The organism is Halopseudomonas sp., assembly GCF_036961105.1.
In the GTDB taxonomy this organism is placed as follows: Bacteria; Pseudomonadota; Gammaproteobacteria; order Pseudomonadales; family Pseudomonadaceae; genus Halopseudomonas.
In genome coordinates, this window is record NZ_JBALWW010000001.1 from 501,502 (window position 1) to 518,554 (window position 17,053).

Annotated in this window: 17 protein-coding genes; 9 read left to right on the top strand and 8 right to left on the bottom strand. The window is 59.4% G+C overall.

The window, feature by feature from the left end; all coding sequences use genetic code 11:
- Positions 1 to 199 precede the first annotated feature (199 nt).
- The gene (locus V7756_RS02275; protein ID WP_335608641.1) at positions 200 to 2,266 is read left to right on the top strand and encodes a TonB-dependent siderophore receptor; all 2,067 of its coding nucleotides are present in this window, start codon (positions 200 to 202) and stop codon (positions 2,264 to 2,266) included.
- Between the two features lie 73 nt (positions 2,267 to 2,339).
- Here V7756_RS02275 and V7756_RS02280 read toward each other — a convergent pair whose 3' ends face one another.
- Entirely contained in the window at positions 2,340 to 3,218 is an 879-nt protein-coding gene (locus tag V7756_RS02280; RefSeq protein WP_335608537.1) for an AraC family transcriptional regulator, read from the bottom strand.
- 137 nt (positions 3,219 to 3,355) lie between these two features.
- Between V7756_RS02280 and V7756_RS02285 the strand changes: the two genes are divergently transcribed.
- From V7756_RS02285 to V7756_RS02300, 4 genes are all read left to right on the top strand, one after another.
- Entirely contained in the window at positions 3,356 to 3,781 is a 426-nt protein-coding gene (locus V7756_RS02285; protein ID WP_335608538.1) for a putative quinol monooxygenase, read from the top strand.
- A gap of 209 nt (positions 3,782 to 3,990) precedes the next feature.
- Positions 3,991 to 5,016, top strand: coding sequence for a hypothetical protein (locus V7756_RS02290; protein ID WP_335608539.1), 1,026 nt, complete (start codon positions 3,991 to 3,993; stop codon positions 5,014 to 5,016).
- Between the two features lie 72 nt (positions 5,017 to 5,088).
- Positions 5,089 to 6,777: an ATP-binding protein gene (locus tag V7756_RS02295; RefSeq protein ID WP_335608540.1), complete on the top strand. Its 1,689-nt coding sequence runs from the start codon at positions 5,089 to 5,091 to the stop codon at positions 6,775 to 6,777.
- A complete protein-coding gene (locus tag V7756_RS02300) occupies positions 6,770 to 7,573 on the top strand; it encodes a mechanosensitive ion channel family protein (protein ID WP_335608541.1) in 804 nt (267 codons plus the stop codon). Before V7756_RS02295 ends, V7756_RS02300 begins: the two co-directional genes overlap by 8 nt.
- A gap of 50 nt (positions 7,574 to 7,623) precedes the next feature.
- Here the strand turns inward: V7756_RS02300 and V7756_RS02305 are convergent, their stop codons facing one another.
- Genes V7756_RS02305 through V7756_RS02325 form a run of 5 tightly spaced genes read right to left on the bottom strand, consistent with a single transcriptional unit; the run spans position 7,624 to position 11,661 of the window.
- On the bottom strand, positions 7,624 to 8,265 hold the full coding sequence (locus tag V7756_RS02305; RefSeq protein ID WP_335608542.1) for an ABC-type transport auxiliary lipoprotein family protein: 642 nt from the start codon (positions 8,263 to 8,265) through the stop codon (positions 7,624 to 7,626).
- Positions 8,262 to 9,200, bottom strand: coding sequence for an MlaD family protein (locus V7756_RS02310; protein ID WP_335608543.1), 939 nt, complete (start codon positions 9,198 to 9,200; stop codon positions 8,262 to 8,264). Before V7756_RS02310 ends, V7756_RS02305 begins: the two co-directional genes overlap by 4 nt.
- Before the next feature lie 3 nt (positions 9,201 to 9,203).
- Entirely contained in the window at positions 9,204 to 10,010 is an 807-nt protein-coding gene (locus V7756_RS02315; RefSeq protein WP_335608544.1) for an ABC transporter ATP-binding protein, read from the bottom strand.
- Entirely contained in the window at positions 10,007 to 11,155 is a 1,149-nt protein-coding gene (locus V7756_RS02320) for an MlaE family ABC transporter permease (protein ID WP_442908941.1), read from the bottom strand. The genes V7756_RS02315 and V7756_RS02320 overlap by 4 nt, the downstream gene beginning before the upstream one ends.
- A gap of 41 nt (positions 11,156 to 11,196) precedes the next feature.
- Positions 11,197 to 11,661 carry a YhcB family protein gene (locus V7756_RS02325; RefSeq protein WP_335608546.1) on the bottom strand — a complete coding sequence of 155 codons (465 nt, stop codon included), beginning with the start codon at positions 11,659 to 11,661 and terminating at the stop codon, positions 11,197 to 11,199.
- Between the two features lie 283 nt (positions 11,662 to 11,944).
- On the opposite strand from V7756_RS02325, the gene V7756_RS02330 reads away from it, so the two are divergent.
- Both V7756_RS02330 and zapE read left to right on the top strand, forming a co-directional pair.
- Positions 11,945 to 12,571 (top strand): alpha/beta hydrolase, encoded by a 627-nt coding sequence (locus tag V7756_RS02330; protein WP_335608547.1) that lies wholly within the window; start codon positions 11,945 to 11,947, stop codon positions 12,569 to 12,571.
- Positions 12,572 to 12,635: 64 nt separating this feature from the next.
- On the top strand, positions 12,636 to 13,727 hold the full coding sequence (gene zapE, locus V7756_RS02335; protein ID WP_335608548.1) for a cell division protein ZapE: 1,092 nt from the start codon (positions 12,636 to 12,638) through the stop codon (positions 13,725 to 13,727).
- Between the two features lie 10 nt (positions 13,728 to 13,737).
- Here zapE and V7756_RS02340 read toward each other — a convergent pair whose 3' ends face one another.
- Together V7756_RS02340 and V7756_RS02345 are read right to left on the bottom strand one after the other, a co-directional pair.
- On the bottom strand, positions 13,738 to 14,748 hold the full coding sequence (locus tag V7756_RS02340; protein ID WP_335608549.1) for a GlxA family transcriptional regulator: 1,011 nt from the start codon (positions 14,746 to 14,748) through the stop codon (positions 13,738 to 13,740).
- Positions 14,749 to 14,884: 136 nt separating this feature from the next.
- On the bottom strand, positions 14,885 to 15,925 hold the full coding sequence (locus tag V7756_RS02345; protein ID WP_335608550.1) for an NADP(H)-dependent aldo-keto reductase: 1,041 nt from the start codon (positions 15,923 to 15,925) through the stop codon (positions 14,885 to 14,887).
- Between the two features lie 264 nt (positions 15,926 to 16,189).
- Here V7756_RS02345 and rplM point away from each other — a divergent pair, with 264 nt between their 5' ends.
- A complete protein-coding gene (gene rplM, locus V7756_RS02350; protein WP_088274787.1) occupies positions 16,190 to 16,618 on the top strand; it encodes a 50S ribosomal protein L13 in 429 nt (142 codons plus the stop codon).
- A gap of 10 nt (positions 16,619 to 16,628) precedes the next feature.
- The gene (gene rpsI / locus V7756_RS02355) at positions 16,629 to 17,021 is read left to right on the top strand and encodes a 30S ribosomal protein S9 (RefSeq protein WP_228245774.1); all 393 of its coding nucleotides are present in this window, start codon (positions 16,629 to 16,631) and stop codon (positions 17,019 to 17,021) included.
- Positions 17,022 to 17,053: the final 32 nt, after the last annotated feature.

Consider the following 17,053-nt stretch of genomic DNA (forward strand, 5'->3'; position numbering starts at 1 on the left):
TATCGTTCTGAGACGCAATTGGCATTATACTCGGCGCCACAACACTAGATGGCATCGTCACAACAATAATTACAAGGCGAACGGCTGATATTTTCTGATCACCAAGGACTTGAGCATGACTGAGACTAAAATCGGCGTTAACAAACTACGGACCCCCTGGCAGCATACCGCTAGCGCTCTGCTGTTTTGCGCGCCGCTGATGGCTGTGCCGCTGAGCGTGAACGCCCAGGAAGCAGACAACGCCGATGAAGAGCAGGCTTATCGCCTGGCGCCGGTTATCGTCAATGCTCAGGTGGCGGCGGATGATGATGCCAACTCTGTGGTTGCGCAGGAGCTCTGGGTTGGCGGCAAGGTGGCCACCAGCATCCTGGATACACCTGCTTCGGTTTCCGTCATTACCCAGAAGGAAATCGAGCAGCGCAGCGCCAGTACCACCGAAGAAGTGCTGCAGTACACGCCAGGCGTCATCACTGACTATTACGGTACCGATGACCGTAACGACTACTTCACCATTCGCGGTTTCCAGGCCACTACCTATCGTGATGGTCTGACGCTGGGCTCGATGCGCGGTGTGCGTGAAGAACCCTTCGCCTACGAGCGTATTGAAGTGCTGCGCGGGGCCAACTCCACGCTCTTCGGGCCTGCCGATCCGGGCGGCTCGGTCAACTTCGTCAGCAAGCGTCCGCGTTTCGAGAGCTTCGGCGAGGGTTTTGTGACCTACGGCTCCTTTGATCATAAGGAAGCTGGCATTGACGTAGGTGACGCGCTGAACGACGAAAAGACACTGGCCTATCGCCTTACCGGCAAGATCCAGGACAGCGAACGGGAATACGACTACTCACGTGATGACAATGAGTTTGTCATGGGTGGCCTGACCTGGGAGCCAACAGCATTCACCTCGGCCACGGTGATTCTGGATTACCTGAATCAGGACAGCACACCCAACAGTGGGGGCTATCCGAAAGACAGGGAGTATGACCGCGACGAGTTTTTCGGTGAACCGAGCTACAACTTCCACGATGTCGAACGCACTAATATCAGCGCCAGCTTCACCCACGATTTCGACAACGGATTCACCCTGCGCAGCAATCTGCGCCATAGTGACCTGAGCGATCAGTACGGCTATGTCTATATTAATGATTACGCTGGGCGAACAGGTTCTGTGGTCGACCGTGGCTACCTGGGTTCTCACAGCGAGGCCGAGCAGTTCAACGGTAATGTAATGCTGCAGTATGATGTGCGCTTCGAGAACATCGATAGCAGCACTAACGTAGGGGTGGAATATCTCGACACCACTGCCGAGAACGTGTCCGTATATGGCGCTGCCGACCCAATAGACGTTACGAGCCCGGTATTCAGCGGTGTTTCACCTGCAATCATTTATCAAAACAAGGATCAGGACAGTACCGTCAAGTCCGTGTTCCTGCAGCAAAACCTGTCGTTTTACGAGCGTTTCATTTTCACTGTTGGTATGCGCAATGACTCAATGGATCTGTCACAGAACGATCACCTTCTCGCGGAAAAATCTTCGAATGATTTCTCAGAGAACTCTTTCCGCGGTGCACTAACGTACATCGTGAATGACCAGGTTTCCACCTATGTTAGTGTGGTCGAGTCTGTGTCCCCGCCTGAAGTAGACGTGACCCCGGAGCGAGGCAAGCAGTACGAGTTGGGCGTGAAGTACTCGCCATTGGCGATGAACGCGTTATTTTCTGCTGCTGTCTACGAGCTTACACAGGATGATGTTGCCACGGCGGTTGTGCAGCCCGGTGGGCTCATCGACCAGCAGACCGTGGGCGAACAGCGCGTGCGTGGCCTCGACCTGGAAGCCAAGGCCGAGCTAACTGACAACTTGAGTTTGGTTGGCGGCTATTCCTACATGGACACAGAGGTGCTTAGAGGTGCCCTGCAGGTATGGAATGGGGCGGGGTACGACGTGGTCTCGATCGAGGGCAACGAGCTTGTCTCCGTGCCCAAGCATTCGGCCTCGCTCTGGAGCTATTATAGTGTCCCAGGATCGGATGTTAGCGTTGGCCTGGGTGCCCGTTATTTAGGGGCTTACTATTTTAACGATTTCAACGATACCGGCGAGAGTGATAGCGCCACGCTGTTTGACGCGGTCTTCAACTACCAACTCGTCAAGGGAACGGATCTGGCGATCAACGTCAGCAACATATTGGATGATCAGTATGTCGTCGGCTCCGGCACTGCGGATTACTACAATCCGGGCCGCGAAATCACGGCCAAGCTGAGCTATAGCTGGTAAGTCGCTGCGCCGCCGCCTAGGTGGCGCTGTTGATGCCAAGGCCGTCAGGGGAAATCCTGGCGGCCTTTTGCGTTCAATCAATGAGCCTTTGCGCTGCCGCGCGCTTGTCCTGCATTGGTGGCAGATCGAACAGCCTGGCGTACTCGCGGTTGAACTGCGAGATACTTTCATAACCCACGTCAAAGGCGGCGCGGCTTGCCGTTTTACCCTCTGTCTGGATCAATCGCCGCGCTTCGGTCAGTCTCAGCTGCTTTTGAAACTGCAGCGGGGAGAGTGAGGTTGTAGCACGAAAGTGCTGGTGCAGGGCCGAGCGGCTCATGCCGGCAGCAGCGGCCAATCGGGCGATGGGCACGCGGGACTGGTAGTTGGCCCTGAGTAGTGCAACTGCCCGTGCAATGCGCCGCGCGTGGCTGTCTGGCAAGCCGAGTTGGCGCACCTTCTCACCTTGCGGGCCAAGCAGCAGCCAATAGTGGATTTCGCGCAGCAGTCCGTTCTGCAGTGCGGCCAGTCTGGACGGGTGGTCAAGCGCCCGCACCAGTCGGTGCAATGCGCTTTTCAGCTCGGTGGCGGCCAAAGCGCGCTCCGGCGGCGGGACTGACTGGCCGCGGCCGACCAGTGTCAGCTCGGTCACCAAGCCAATATCCAGATCCAGTGCTACGGCCAGATAGGGCAGGCGGCGGCTGGCGCCCACAATGCGGCTGGCGGTTGGCATGTTGCTGGCCAGCAGCATGCTGTCGCCGGCCTTGAAGCTGTGTAGCGCCGCACCAATAGTCACCTGCTTGCCGCCTTGCAGTATCAGGCACAACAGCGGGCGGGCCACGGCGTGCTCCAGTTGGGTGATGGTGGCACTACGCACCAGGGTGAGCCCCGGCACCGGTGTACGGGCCAGGCCATTGGCGTTGGCATGGTACGAAGCGTAGCTATCGACGGCCTGCAGAAGAGTTTCGGGCATGACGCATTGTGCGCCGTCCGCTTTGGGTGGGTAAAGCTCGTCTGGACAATCAGGCAAAGCTTGACGATCTTCCGGCATCTCAGGTCGCGCGCCTGCGATTAGAGTGATGCGACACCTCATCACTGACGGAGATATTCATGCAAAAGACCATCAACCCCGGCGTCGCCAGTCAGCAGCCATCGGCCACGTCCGCCCCGTGCAGTCACGCCGGTGTACAGGTGCTGGGCGAACAGGGCGCGGAAGGGCGAAAGGCATTCTATATTCACATCGAGGCCCTACCGGGCAAAGAGCAAGAGGTTGCGCAGATGTTGCGCGACATTCGCAATGCGGTGGAAACCGAGCCGGCGACGGGGCCATGGTTTGCGGTACGCCTGGCGTCTACCACCTTCGCTATTTTCGAAGCCTTCCCTGATTTGGCCGGGCGCCAGGCACACGTAGAAGGTGCCGGGGGCGATATATTTCGTGATCTGGCGCGGATGAATAGGATTCTGGCTTTTCCGGCGCAGGTGCACCGGGCGGATGTGCTCATGAGCAAGGATTGTTTTGCTCATCTGCCGCTTTAGCCTGCGTCTATGGTTGCGCTGGTCAGGCTTTTGCCAGCGCATTGAAAACACAGCAAATGCCGCAAGCGCAGCTATAGTTTTACTCATGTCCGGTACCATTCAGAGCCCGGCCCTTGCCGGCCTTTTGCTCCTGTCAGGGATGGATCTCGGGGTTGGTACGTGCAGCTAGCGGAGCTGTACGACCGCTAGACATCAGGGGCGATAGGGTCTTGAAGCGAACTCTCTGGTTGCTGCTCTGTGGCTGTTTGCTGCTACTGAAAGCGGGGGTGGCGCTTGCTGCCATCGATTTCACCGACTGCCGTGAAGAAACCAGCCTGTTACGCTCGCTGGAGCGTGAGCGCGCCGAGATCAATGCCCAGCAACGGGTGTTCGATGCCATATATTCCGATCAGTTTCCTGCCGACTTGAGCCTGGCGCAGGCGGTTGCCCAGACCTCCGCGCAACTGCAGCAAGGGCGCTGGCCGGAGCAGATCGACTGCCCTTCGCTCGAAGATCAATATCAAAGCGCAAGGGCAGGCCTGCTGCGAGCGCAACAGCGACTTGGTCGCCAACAGGCGGTATGGCTGGATCAGCCGGACGCCGCGCGCGACGCGCTGAGCCGGGTCTGGCAATCGCGGCAGCGTCTGACCTCTCAGGCGCAAGCCCTGCGTGCTGCTACAGGTGCTGATCACGGCTCTGCGAGCCTGGTTGCTCGCAACACGGCCGAGCAGGTGCAGCGGCAACTGAGTGAGCTGCGGCGCGAGTTCTTCACGCAGCTCTCTGCGCTCCATCATGAAGCCACCCCCGGGCGCATAGCTGAACTGCTTTCACTCTGGAGCACGGCGTATGAGATAAGGCCCTTGAGCCAGATGCCGGAGGCCGAGATATTGCTTGCCTTGTCGGCAGATCAGCAACAGTTGCTGTCGGACTTCTTTCGCTTGGCCCAGCATGACGTGCTGGTGCAGCGCAACGCCATCAATGACGTGCGTAGCTGGTTGTGGCAGGAACATGCCAGCGCCTTTGCGCAGCTCGATGCGCGTGCCACAAGCGACCTGTTGGCCAGGGAGTTGCGCGCGTTTACCACGCGCCTGCGCTGGCTGCTCAGCGATGTGCAGCTGAGCTACCGCCATACCAGCGGCGATAGCGGCATCACCTCGCTCTGGGCGACCGCTGGCGAGTACCTGCTGGGCGCTCTGGCCGCGGTTGTGCTGGTGTTGCTGGCGCGCGGTAGTGCCAGGCCAGCCGCCCAGTTGTAGAGTCGTTTTGCGCATTGGAGCCGGAGGCGCCGGCTAGCGGCAAGGATCAGCCGGATAACCGCAAGTCTGCCCTTGTTGTTGCCCTGGCTGCTCGCCCTGCTGGGCTTGCAGTTGCTGTATCAGATCTACACGCACCACCACCTGGCGCTGCTGACCTTGCTGATACCGCTGGCTCGTCTGTTCATTCTGTACGGACTGCTCTGCCTGGCGGGTGAATGGCTGCTGCAGCGTATCGCGCAGCAGGCCGGCAGCTTTCTCAATCAGGAGCAACTGACGCAGGTGCAACAGGCGGCCAGGGTATCGGCCGGTCTGGTGGTGCTATTGCTGCTGCTGAGGGATTTTGTTGCGCTCGGTGTAGGTCCTTCCCGGGTGCTGGATATCTGCGAGTGGCTCTGCCTGCTGGGATTCTTGCTGGCGTTGGGGTTGTTGCTGCGCTGTCGGCGGCAGGATCTTGTTGAAGCACTGAAATCGGTACTGCCCTCGCGCTGTGATCGCGCAGTGGATCTGCTGCTGAGCCAGCGCTATTTTCTGTTGACCGCGCCCTTTGCCGCGCCGCCGCTGTTGCTTGCACTGCTCGCCAGTTTTTTGCACAAGACGCTGTTCGACTACGATTGGTATCGCCGCCTTTTCGCGCGCAGTTTCAAGCTGCGCGCCGCTGCAATCGACACGCCGCCAGCCGAACTGACGGTCGACCCTCAGGCGCAGGCCGAGTATGCGCAGTGGTTTGGGCAGAGCGATAGCGAGCACGTACCTTTTATCGACTCAGGGCTATACCAGCATGTGCGCAAAGACCTGAGTCACTGGCTGGACGATGACGGCACTGATAATTCGTTGCTGCTTACCGGATCGCGTGGCGCCGGCAAATCCTCTGTATTGAAGCAACTAACGCAGGATCTGGCGCAGGAGCAACCCCATTTGCAACTGCGCTTGTGCGAGGTGCCCGGCAAGGTAACGACGGCCGACGAGGTGGCGAGCCTGCTGGGTGAGTTGCTTCAGACTGATCTGGCGGCCGGTCCGGCTGCGCTGGTGCATAGCGACGCCGAGCGATCTCCCACGCTGGTTATTCTGGACAATGCGCAGAACCTGTTTCTTCGTCGGGTGGGCGGCCTGGCCGGCTGGGAGACGCTGCTGGCGCTGGTCAATGCCCGCACCAAAAACCTGTTCTGGCTGCTGGTAATCAATAATCAGGGCTGGGCCTACCTGAGCAATATATACGGTCGCGACTACCAGTTCCGCAAAGTGCGCACGACGCGGCCCTGGTCGCAGAACGATATACGCTCGCTGATTCTGTCGCGCAATCACCTGAGCGGCTACAAGATCCGCTACGACGATATTCTGCTGGCGGCACGCGGGCCCGAGGCAGGCAATATTCGCAATGCCGAGCAGTTGTATTTCAGCCTGCTATGGGATGCCTGTCAGGGTAATCCGCTGTTGGCGTTGAGGCTATGGCTGGGTTCCATTTATCTGCAGGGTAACACCGTCGTGGTGGGCCTGCCGGATGAGGTATCTGCCACGCCGCTGGAGCAACTGGACAACGATCTGCATTTTGTCTATGCCGCAATAATGATTCACGAAAACATGACCAGTGCCGAGCTGGTCTCGGTTACCGCACTGCCGGAGCGCGTGGTACGCACTGCACTGAAGACCGGGCTGCATGGCGGCTTCATTCAACGCGCAGAGAACAAGCGTTATCGCGTAGTGCCGCTCTGGTATCCCTCCCTCATGAGGCTTCTGGCCAGGAAGAACCTGTTGCATGAATGATGACAATCCGACTGACCAGTTATCCACTTTCGTGGATATGTTCAACGCCGGCACCATACTCCTGCTGTTCGTCTGCATCTTCGTGTTGTGGCTGATCAACTGGTTCATCCGCAACACGATGGGGCGGGTAATGACGCGCTTCCCCTCGCGCCGTTTCGCCATCATGCAGCTCACCACTCTGTTGAGCTTTATGCTCTATATCTTCGGTGCAGTGGTGCTGGTAGTGGGCGTGCTGCGTCCGCCCCAGGAGTTTCTGATTGCCATTGGCGGCTCGGCCGCAGTGGCGGTAGGTTTTGCTCTCAAGGATGTGGCTGCGTCCTTGATCTCGGGCTTGATACTGCTGTTTGACCGGCCGTTCCAGGTCGGGGACCGGGTGACCTTTGATGACGTCTACGGCGAGATCATGGCGATCACTCTGCGCACCGTGCGACTGCGTACCCTGGACGACAACATAGTCACCATCCCCAATTCGCGCTTCATTACCGATGTCGTCGCATCCGGCAACCTGGGGGCGATGGACATGATGGTGGTCACCGACTTTCATCTGGCCCTGGATGCTGATATTCAGCAAGCGCAGGACATCGCCCGCCAGGTCATAGTCACCAGCCGTTATGCCTATCTGAAAAAGCCGGTCACCTTCGCCATCGAAGAGGTGCCGGTTGCCGAACGCCTGGCCATTCGCCTGCGTGCCAAGGCTTATGTGCTGGATGTGGATTACGAAAAGGCCTTTCAGAGCGACGTCACCGTGCGCACCTCAGCGCTGTTTCGCGAGCGCGCGGTGCTGCGACCGAACTAGTGAGGGCGTGAAGTTGCAGTCGCGCTGGGCGCGGCAACCGCTGCAGCCGGCTAGTTCGGCTGCGCTACCTGGGTGGCGTTCATGTCGGCCAGGGCCTGACGGCTCCAACTGATGAGCTCGCCAGCCAGCTCGTCGGACGCCTGCCCGAGCCCTTCGACCACCGCCGGTACCTGAGGGCTGTCGAGTTGCCGGGTTACCTGGAAATGCTTTCCGCTGATCACCTGGCGCGTGGCCGGGTCGACCAGCTTGGCATCCATGGTGATGGCGATTTCCGGATTCCCGTTGCGATACACCGTCTGGAACTGGCGCAGGTCGCTGTACAGGTGTACGTCGGCCTCCAGTGCCTGGGTGTCGTTGCTGACGGTACGGAAGCTGCCGTCCTGTTGGAAAGCCTGAATCAGGTGTTCGCGCAGCAATGCGGGGTTGGGGTCGGTCCAGCGCGCGCCCTGGTAGCTGTTTACCGTGTTCTCGTCCGGGCTGACCATGATGCGGGGCGCTTGCAGCGCGTAACTGGCATCCGGCGTAATGATGCGCAAGGACAATTGCAGCGGCTGGGTTTGGCTGGGCGCAAGCTGCGGGCTGGGCAGGTTATAAAAAGTGATGGGTTCGGCCTCTGGCAGAACCGAACAGGCGCTGGCCAGGCTCAGTGTCAGCAGGGCTGCGCTCAGCTGCAGGGTGCGACGCTGGATCATGGTTGAAACTCCTGTTTGTTTTCACGGCCCAGCAAAAAGCGGGCAGGGTCATCCTGCAGGCGGCGCGTCAGCAGGCGCAATTCGGCGAGGGTGGAGCGTAATTCATTGATTGCCGGGTCGAGCTGGCCAAGGCCCTGCATGCCGCTGGAAAAAGCAGCCTGGTTATCCACGAGAATCTGCTCCAGAGTGGCGCTGGATTCAGCGACAGAAGCCATGGCCTCTTCCGCGCTGTCGAGGGTTTGCGCGCCCTGGTCAGTCAGTAGCCGGTCTGCGTTATTGATCAGCGCAGTGCTTTGCTCCAGCGCGGCTTTGGCGGCGCGGCTGGTTTCGGTCAGTTCGACCAACAGTTGCTGCAGATTGCCGTCCGGCGAGCTGATGCTGTCGGTAGCTTGATGCAGGCCTTCCAGGGTCTGACTGAGATGCTCGACGTTTTCTTCCGAGAGAATGTCGCGCGCATTGACCACCAGCCGGTTGATGTTGGTCATCAGATCTTCACCGTTGGCCAGCAGGCTGGAGATTGCAGATGGCCTGGCATAGATGATCGGGTCTTCGCCCTTCTTGCTGGTAAGGGGCGGGCTGTTGGGGTCGTCGTGGCTGAGCTCTATTACCGAATTGCCGGTAATGCCGGTGAACGACAGGCTGGCGCGAGTGCTTTCCTTGATAGGTACGCTGGGATCGATGCGAATGCGCGCGCGAACCTTGCGTGGATCCTCCTTGTCCAGCGTCAGTTGGGTAATTTCACCGATACGAATGCCGCTGAACTGGACGGCGCTGCCGCGGGAGAGGCCGGTTACCGCCTGCTTGAACAGCACCGTGTAGTAGCGATATTCGCTGTTGGCGCTGGAGTTGCTCAACCAGATGGCAAAACCGATGGCGGCGAGTGCCGATAGCACGGTAAACAAACCGATGAGCACGTGATGGGCACGGGTTTCCATTATCTATTCGGACTCCGGAATAAGGGCATTTTGGCTGGCAGCCGCGGCGCGGCCGCGCGGTCCATGAAAGTAATCCTGGATCCAGGCGTTGTCTGTTTCGCTGACCCGCTGCAGGCTATCGGCCACCAGTACGCGCTTTTCCGATAGTACAGCAACACGGTCGCAGATGGCGTACAGGGTATCCAGGTCGTGGGTTACCAGAAATACGCTCAGACCCAGGGCATCACGCAGGGTCTTGATCAACTGGTCGAAGGCGGCGGCGCCGATGGGGTCGAGGCCAGCCGTGGGCTCATCCAGAAACAGGATGTCCGGATCCAGTGCCAGGGCGCGGGCCAGGGCGGCTCGTTTGACCATGCCGCCAGAGAGCATGGATGGGTATTTATCGCCTGCTTCCGGCGGCAGGCCGGTCAGGGCTACCTTCATGCGAGCCAGGTGTTCGGCGTCGGCGCGGCTGAGGCCGGCGTGTTCTATCAAGGGGAGGGCGATATTTTCCAGCACGGTGAGCGAGGAAAATAGCGCGCCAGCTTGAAACAGCACGCCAAAACGGCGCTCCTGCTCGGAGCGCTGCTGCGGCGAGAGGCTTTGCAGCTCCTTGCCAAAGACGGTAACAGTGCCGGCGTTGGGTCGCCGCAAGCCGACAATGGAGCGCAGCAGTACCGACTTGCCGGTACCGGAGCCGCCGACCACGCCAAGTATCTCGCGCGGGTAGATATCCAGATCCAGTTGATCGTGAATGGTCTGGCTGCCAAACCGGTTGACCAGGCCGCGGACTTCTACCAGGGGGCGCTGTTGGTCTGTCTGCTCGCTCACCAGCCCATCTCCATATAGAAAAGGGCAGCCAACGCATCCACCAGAATCACCACGAAGATGCATTGCACCACGCTGGAGGTGGTGTGTTCGCCGACCGACTCCGCGCTGCCGCTGACCTTGAAGCCTTCAAGGCAGCCAATGACCGCGATCAGCACAGCGAATACTGGCGCCTTTGCCATGCCAAGCAGGAAGTGGCTGACTTCTACGTTCTCGTTCAGCATGCTCAGATACATGGTCGGGGAGATGTCCAGCGACAGGGCGCAAACCACGGCGCCGCCGAGCAAGCCGGATAGCATGGCGATAAAGGTCAGTGCCGGCATGGCTACCAGCAGCGCCAGCACGCGCGGCAGCACTAGTATGTCGAGCGGATTGAGACCCAGGGCGCGGATGGCGTCGATCTCTTCGTTGGCTTTCATTGAGCCAATTTGCGCGGTAAAGGCGCTGGCTGTGCGCCCCGCCATCAGGATTGCGGTGAGCAGAACGCCGAATTCGCGGAGAAAGGAAAAGGCGATCAGGTCGACGGTATAGATGCTCGCGCCAAAGGATTCGAGCACTGTGGCACCAAGAAAGGCAATCACGGCACCCACCATGAAGGTCAGCAGCGCAACTATGGGTATGGCGTTGAAGGCAGTTTGTTCGATCTGCGCTACCACGGCGGTAAGCCGCCAACTGCCGGGGCGCAACAGATTGCGCGCCAAGCCGCTTAGGGTCAGACCGATAAAGCCCAGCAACTCTAGTACATGCTGGTAAAAACCCTGCATGGCAGCGCCGATACGCTCGAGCAAGGCAATCAACAGCAGCGGTTCTTTGCGCTCCTGCTCGGGCTGGTCGGAGCAACTGCTGGCGATGCGCTGCAACAGCGTACGACGTTCGCGCGCCAGGTCGGGATTACTTTCGCTGAGCTGTTGCAGCTGATCGGGGCCAAGCAGTTCGGCCAGCAACTGACCGCCGGCGGTATCCAGCCCCGCCAACTGGCTGAGATCAACCTGAGTGAAGCTCTGGCGCTGCGCCTGCGGCACTGCGTTGACCAGCCGCCGTAATTCGCTGTAATGGCTCAGTGTCCAGTCGCCGCAAATACGTAGCTTGTCTGCGGGATCGGATGGCAGGGTAAGAAAGGAGGACGCTGATGGCGGCATGGAGGGCATGGTGTGGTTGGCCCGCGCAAAACGGCACGCGGGCGATGGCCTCAAGGCTTGCGCTTGACGCCGTAATTTTCCGAAAGGGTACCGGGGTCGCCGCTATCCTTGGGGGCGTAATCGCGGGGCGGCTCCAGGCTATCGAAGGCTGCCTCGTCCTGACCGTGCTTGCGGCCACTTGGGGCGATCGGTGCATCCTGGTCCAGGGCGGCGAGCAGGCGCTGCCGGGTCATGTCATCGGGCGCCAGTTCCAGGGCGCCATGGGTCAGGTGCTCCTGGATGTCCTGATAACTGCGGTTCAGACGGCCAGCCAGGTTGGCAGTGGTCTTGAAGTGCGCCGCGACCTCCTGCTGATATTCCTCGAAACGCAGCTGCAGACTTTCAAGCTGCGCCTGCGCGCTGGATGAATGACCGCCGCTGACGCGACGGGAAATTTGCGCCAGTACAACGCCGACGACGATTCCCACTGCCAGGGCAATGGCTGTTGCTATCCACAGGTTCTCGCTTGCTTCCACCTTGGGTCCCTCATCTTTCGGTTGGTGCTGCCAGGCAATCGCACTTTTGCTGTCAGAGCATGGTGTTACGGTAACGACATTTCATGGCCAAGGCTAGTGTCTATCTCGGTTGTCCACGTGGCTACCAGGGGGTTCGGCGCGGAGCGCCCGGCGCAGGGCCGGTGCACGCCCGACTCCTTGCCAGTCGCGACAGGCAGAGTTCAGAATACTGTTGGAGTGCTGCCAGTGCGTGCAGTTCCACAAGTGCGACGTCATCCATGCAGCAACAGTCACGGAGAATGCCATGAGCCGTCCAGGCGAAGAGCAACTGATCATCGACGGACCAGCTGGACCGCTGGAGGCCGTACTTACCCGCGGGGAGCGCGTCGGGCTGGTAGCCATCATCTGTCATCCCAACCCGGTGCAGGGCGGTACCATGCAGAACAAGGTAGTACATACCTTGATGCGTGCAGCTCGCGACAGCGGCGCAAGCACGCTGCGTTTCAACTTCCGTGGCGTGGGTGGCAGCGTGGGTGAACACGATTATGGTGTGGGCGAAGTGCAGGATTGCCTGGCAGTGATTGCCTGGGCGCGGGACGCATTGCAGATGCAGCATTTGTGGCTGATGGGCTTCTCCTTTGGCGGTTATGTGGCCGCCGCAGCGGCCAGCGCATTGCCCACCTGGCCCGATCGTCTGGTGCTGGTGGCGCCCTCGGTGGAGAAGCAGCGCTTTGCGGATCTCAAGCCCATGGGCGGTCCGGTCGTGGTGATGATGGGTGAGGCCGATGAGGTGGTTGCACCGCAGGCGGTGTTTGCTGCCTTCGCCGACGAAGGCACGGCCGAGGTAGTGCGCTTCGCCGATACCGGCCACTTTTTCCACGGCCAGTTGGTACCGCTCAAGAGCGCGGTCGAGCAGCACCTGGGCGCTTGATTGCCAAGGGGCAGGCGGGCGAGTAGAGTATCGCCCCCGTCGCAATCCCTTTTGGTAACAGCGTATGTCTCCCCTTGAGCGTTACAAGGCGGACCTTCAGCGTCCGGACTTTTTTCATGATCCAGCCCAGGAAAAGGCAGTGCGCCATCTGCAGCGCCTGTTCGATGAACTGGTCGCCAGCGAGCAGTTCAAGCCAGGTCTGTTGGGGCGCTTGCGTGGCAAGAAGCCCGAGCCGGTCAAGGGATTGTACTTCTGGGGCGGTGTCGGCCGCGGCAAGACCTATCTGGTAGATACCTTCTTTGATGCGCTGCCCTTCGAGCGCAAGATGCGTACGCACTTTCACCGTTTCATGCAGCGCGTTCACCAGGAGCTGCGCAGCCTGAAGGGTAACAAGGATCCGCTCAAGCTGATTGCGGCGCAGTTTGCCAAGGAGGCGCGGGTGATCTGCTTCGACGAGTTTTTCGTTTCCGATATTACCGATGCCATGATCCTTGGCAGTCTGATGGAAGAGCTGTTCGCCCAGGGTGTGACTTTGGTGGCGACCTCCAACATAGTGCCGGACGGTCTCTACAAGGATGGGCTTCAGCGGGCGCGGTTCCTCCCCGCCATCGCGCTGTTGAACTCACAGACAGAGGTGGTCAACGTCGACAACGGCGTGGATTACCGCCTGCGCGCGCTGGAGCAGGCCGAGCTCTATCACTGGCCGCTGGACAGCGAGGCGGATATCAGCCTGCGCCGCAGTTTCGACAGTCTGGTGCCGGACATGGAGGAGGTGGTCGAAGCTGAAGTACTGATGATCGAGAACCGTGGCATCCCCTCGCTGAGAGTCTGCGAGGACGTCGCCTGGTTCGAGTTTCGCGCCCTCTGCGATGGGCCGCGCAGCCAGAACGATTACATCGAACTGGGGCGCATATTCCACGCCGTGCTGATTGCCAATGTCGAGCAGATGGGTACCGCCAAGGACGACATGGCACGGCGCTTCATCAATCTGGTGGATGAGTTCTACGACCGCAACGTCAAGCTGATCATCTCCGCCGAAGTGGCGCTGAAGGACCTCTACACCGGTGGCCGGCTGGAGTTCGAGTTTCAGCGTACATTGAGCCGGCTGCTGGAGATGCAGTCACACGAGTTTCTGGCCCGCGCTCACAAGCCCTAAGCAGCGACGGCTAATCGGGCTGGTGCTGGTATTGGCGCCGGTACTGGTTGGGTGACTGCTGGGTATGCTGGCGAAACAGCCTGGCAAAGAAGCTCGCGTCCTCATAGCCGACGTCGTAGCTGATGGTCTTGATGCTCAGGGGGCTGGTGCTCAACAGGTTCTTCGCCATCTCGATGCGCAGTCGCTGCAGGTACTGTAGCGGCTTGTCGCCGGTGGCCTGCTGGAAGCGGCGCATGAAGTTGCGGATACTCATGCCGTGGCGGCTGGCCACATCCTCGAAGCGAAACTTCTCGGCAAAATTGCTCTCCAGCCATTGCTGGATCTGCAATATGGCCAGATCCTGATGCATTTTCTGCCCACCGAAGCCGATCACGCCCGGCGTGTAGTTGCGCTGCACCTCATAGAACACATCCCGCGCTACCGTTTGCGCTACGCCCGGCGCGCACAGTCGCTCGGCCAAATGCACGAAGAGATCGCGCCCCGAGCTGATGCCGGCGGCACAAAGGACGCTGCCAGCATCGGTCAGATGCTTGTCGCGCTGCAAGTTGACCAGCGGAAAGCGCTTGCTGAAATCGTCGTGGTAGCGCCAGTAGGTGCTGGCGTCACGGTAGTCAAGCAGTCCTGCAGCAGCGGCCCAGAACGCGCCATTGGCCACTGCGCCGATGAGAGCCCCCCTGGCATGGGCCTGACGTAACCAGGGCAGCACCCCCGGATAGCGGGCCAGCAATTCATCGAAATTACCCCAGAAGGCCGGGAGGATTATCAACTGGGGTTCTGTTTGTTCAAGGCATGCCTGGGTCGGAAAGACGTCCTGACTGAAGCTCAGAGCAGGGCGCTCGTCGGGGGCGGCGATCAGCGTGGTGAAGCTGGGAGTAAGCCCCAGTCCGCGCAACCGGCCGTCATTCAGGCTCGCCATATAAAAGAAATCTTTCGCATGCATCACGGTGGAAGCGATGGTGCAATCCGTCGCCAGAATGACAACCTGCTGAAGGGTGGGGAGCGGCGTTGTGGGTACGATCATGCAGGTATTCTTGTGTGATAAATGCGCCAGTAATGGCTGAAATGGCTTGTTCTGCGCGGAGTCTCACCTGTCTTCGGGGTGGGGTCAAGTCTGTGTGTTCGCCCGCTGGCACGCACACAGACTGTCCACTAACTGCTCATGGTGCCGGGTTGGGCTGGCTCTGATGAATCTCGGCAATGGCTTGCAGTACGCTGTCGGTAAGCCCCATGTTGACGCTGCTCAGGTTTCGGTTGAGCTGATCCATGTTGGTGGCGCCAATGATATTGCTGGTCACAAAGGGTTGCCGGGTGACGAAGGCCAGCGCCATCTGCGCTGGGTCCAGACCGTGATCGCGTGCCAGTTGCACATAACGGGCGCAGGCTTTCTGGGCTTGCGGATTGCTGTAGCGAGTAAAGCGACTGAAGAGTGTCAGCCGGCCCTTCTCGGGCTTGAGGCCATTCAGATACTTGCCGGTCAGGGCGCCAAAGGCCAGTGGAGAGTAAGCGAGTAACCCGCATTGTTCGCGCAGCGACATTTCTGCCAGGCCGATTTCGTAGGTGCGGTTCAGCAGGTTGTAGGGGTTCTGGATGGACACCACCCGCGGCCAGCCGCGCGCCTCGGCCAGTTGCAGAAAACGGCTGACGCCCCAGGGTGTTTCATTGGACAGCCCGATGTGGCGGATCTTGCCGGCCTGCACCTGGCGATCCAGGGCTTCCAGAGTGTCTTCAAAGGGTGTTAGTTCATCATCTATATGGTGCTGATAGCCCAGTTGGCCAAAGAAGTTGGTGCGTCGGTCAGGCCAGTGCAGCTGGTACAGGTCTATATAATCAGTCTGCAGACGCTGCAGGCTGCCATCAATGGCACTGTCTATGTGCTCGCGAGTGAAACGGGTGCGACCGTCGCGCAGATAGCTCAAGCCATTGCCTGGGCCGGCGATCTTGCTGGCCAGTATCCATTTGTCGCGCTGGCCGCGCTCCTTGAAGAAGTTGCCGATAATGCTTTCAGTGGCGCTATAGGTCTCGGCCTTGGGCGGTACCGGGTACATTTCGGCAGTGTCGATGAAGTTGACGCCGGCATCGCGGGCACGGTCGATCTGCGCGAAGGCGTCCGCTTGCGAGTTCTGCTCGCCCCAGGTCATGGTGCCGAGGCACAGGGCGCTGACTTTCAGGTTGCTGCGGCCGAGCGGGCGGTATTGCATGGTGTGCTCCTTGGTTGCCGAAATCTGGGCTCATTATTGACCATGATTCCAAATAAAGGTTGTATTTTTTCAAAGCCTTGGCATAATGCCCGCCACTTTCGACAGGATGCCTAGCCTGTCGTTGTTGTTTACAGCACAGATGCCACCCAGACCCACGCAGCCCCCACTGAGTGTCTGTTCTAGGCTTTGTTGTCTTGTAAAAACACATTTCACTCTGTAAGATTTGCCGTCTTCTTTTGAAAGCGGCCTCTGAGGCTAGGATTAATGAAAACCTTCAGCGCAAAACCTGAAACCGTAAAACGTGATTGGTACGTCGTCGACGCCAGTGGTCTGACTCTGGGTCGTCTGGCAACCGAAGTTGCTTCACGTCTGCGCGGCAAGCACAAGCCCGAATACACCCCTCACGTTGATACCGGTGACTACATCGTCATCATCAATGCCGAGAAAGTTCACGTAACCGGTAACAAGGTTCAGGACAAGATGTACTACAGCCACTCCGGTTTCCCGGGTGGTATCAAGTCCATCAACTTTGAGAAGCTGATCCAGCGCGCCCCTGAGCGTGTTATCGAGTCTGCTGTCAAAGGCATGCTGCCCAAGAACCCCCTGGGTCGTGCAATGTACCGGAAGATGAAGGTCTACAAAGGCGCTTCTCATCCGCATGCTGCACAACAGCCCCAAGAACTGAAGATCTAAGGAGTTCACCATGTCGGCGACACAAAACTACGGCACTGGCCGTCGTAAAACTGCCACCGCTCGCGTATTCCTGCGTCCGGGTTCTGGCAATATCTCTATCAACAATCGCAGTCTGGAGAATTTCTTCGGTCGCGAAACCGCTCGCATGGTTGTTCGTCAGCCGCTCGAGCTGACCGAGAGCACCGAGAAGTTTGACATCTATGTGACTGTCAGTGGCGGCGGTATCTCCGGTCAGGCCGGTGCCATCCGTCACGGCATCACTCGTGCTCTGATGGAGTATGACGAAACCCTGCGCGGTGCGCTGCGCAAGGCGGGTTATGTTACCCGTGACGCTCGTGAAGTTGAGCGTAAGAAAGTCGGTCTGCGCAAGGCGCGTAAGCGTCCGCAGTACTCCAAGCGTTAATCTCGTATTGCGCTGCAAAACGCCCGGGCTCC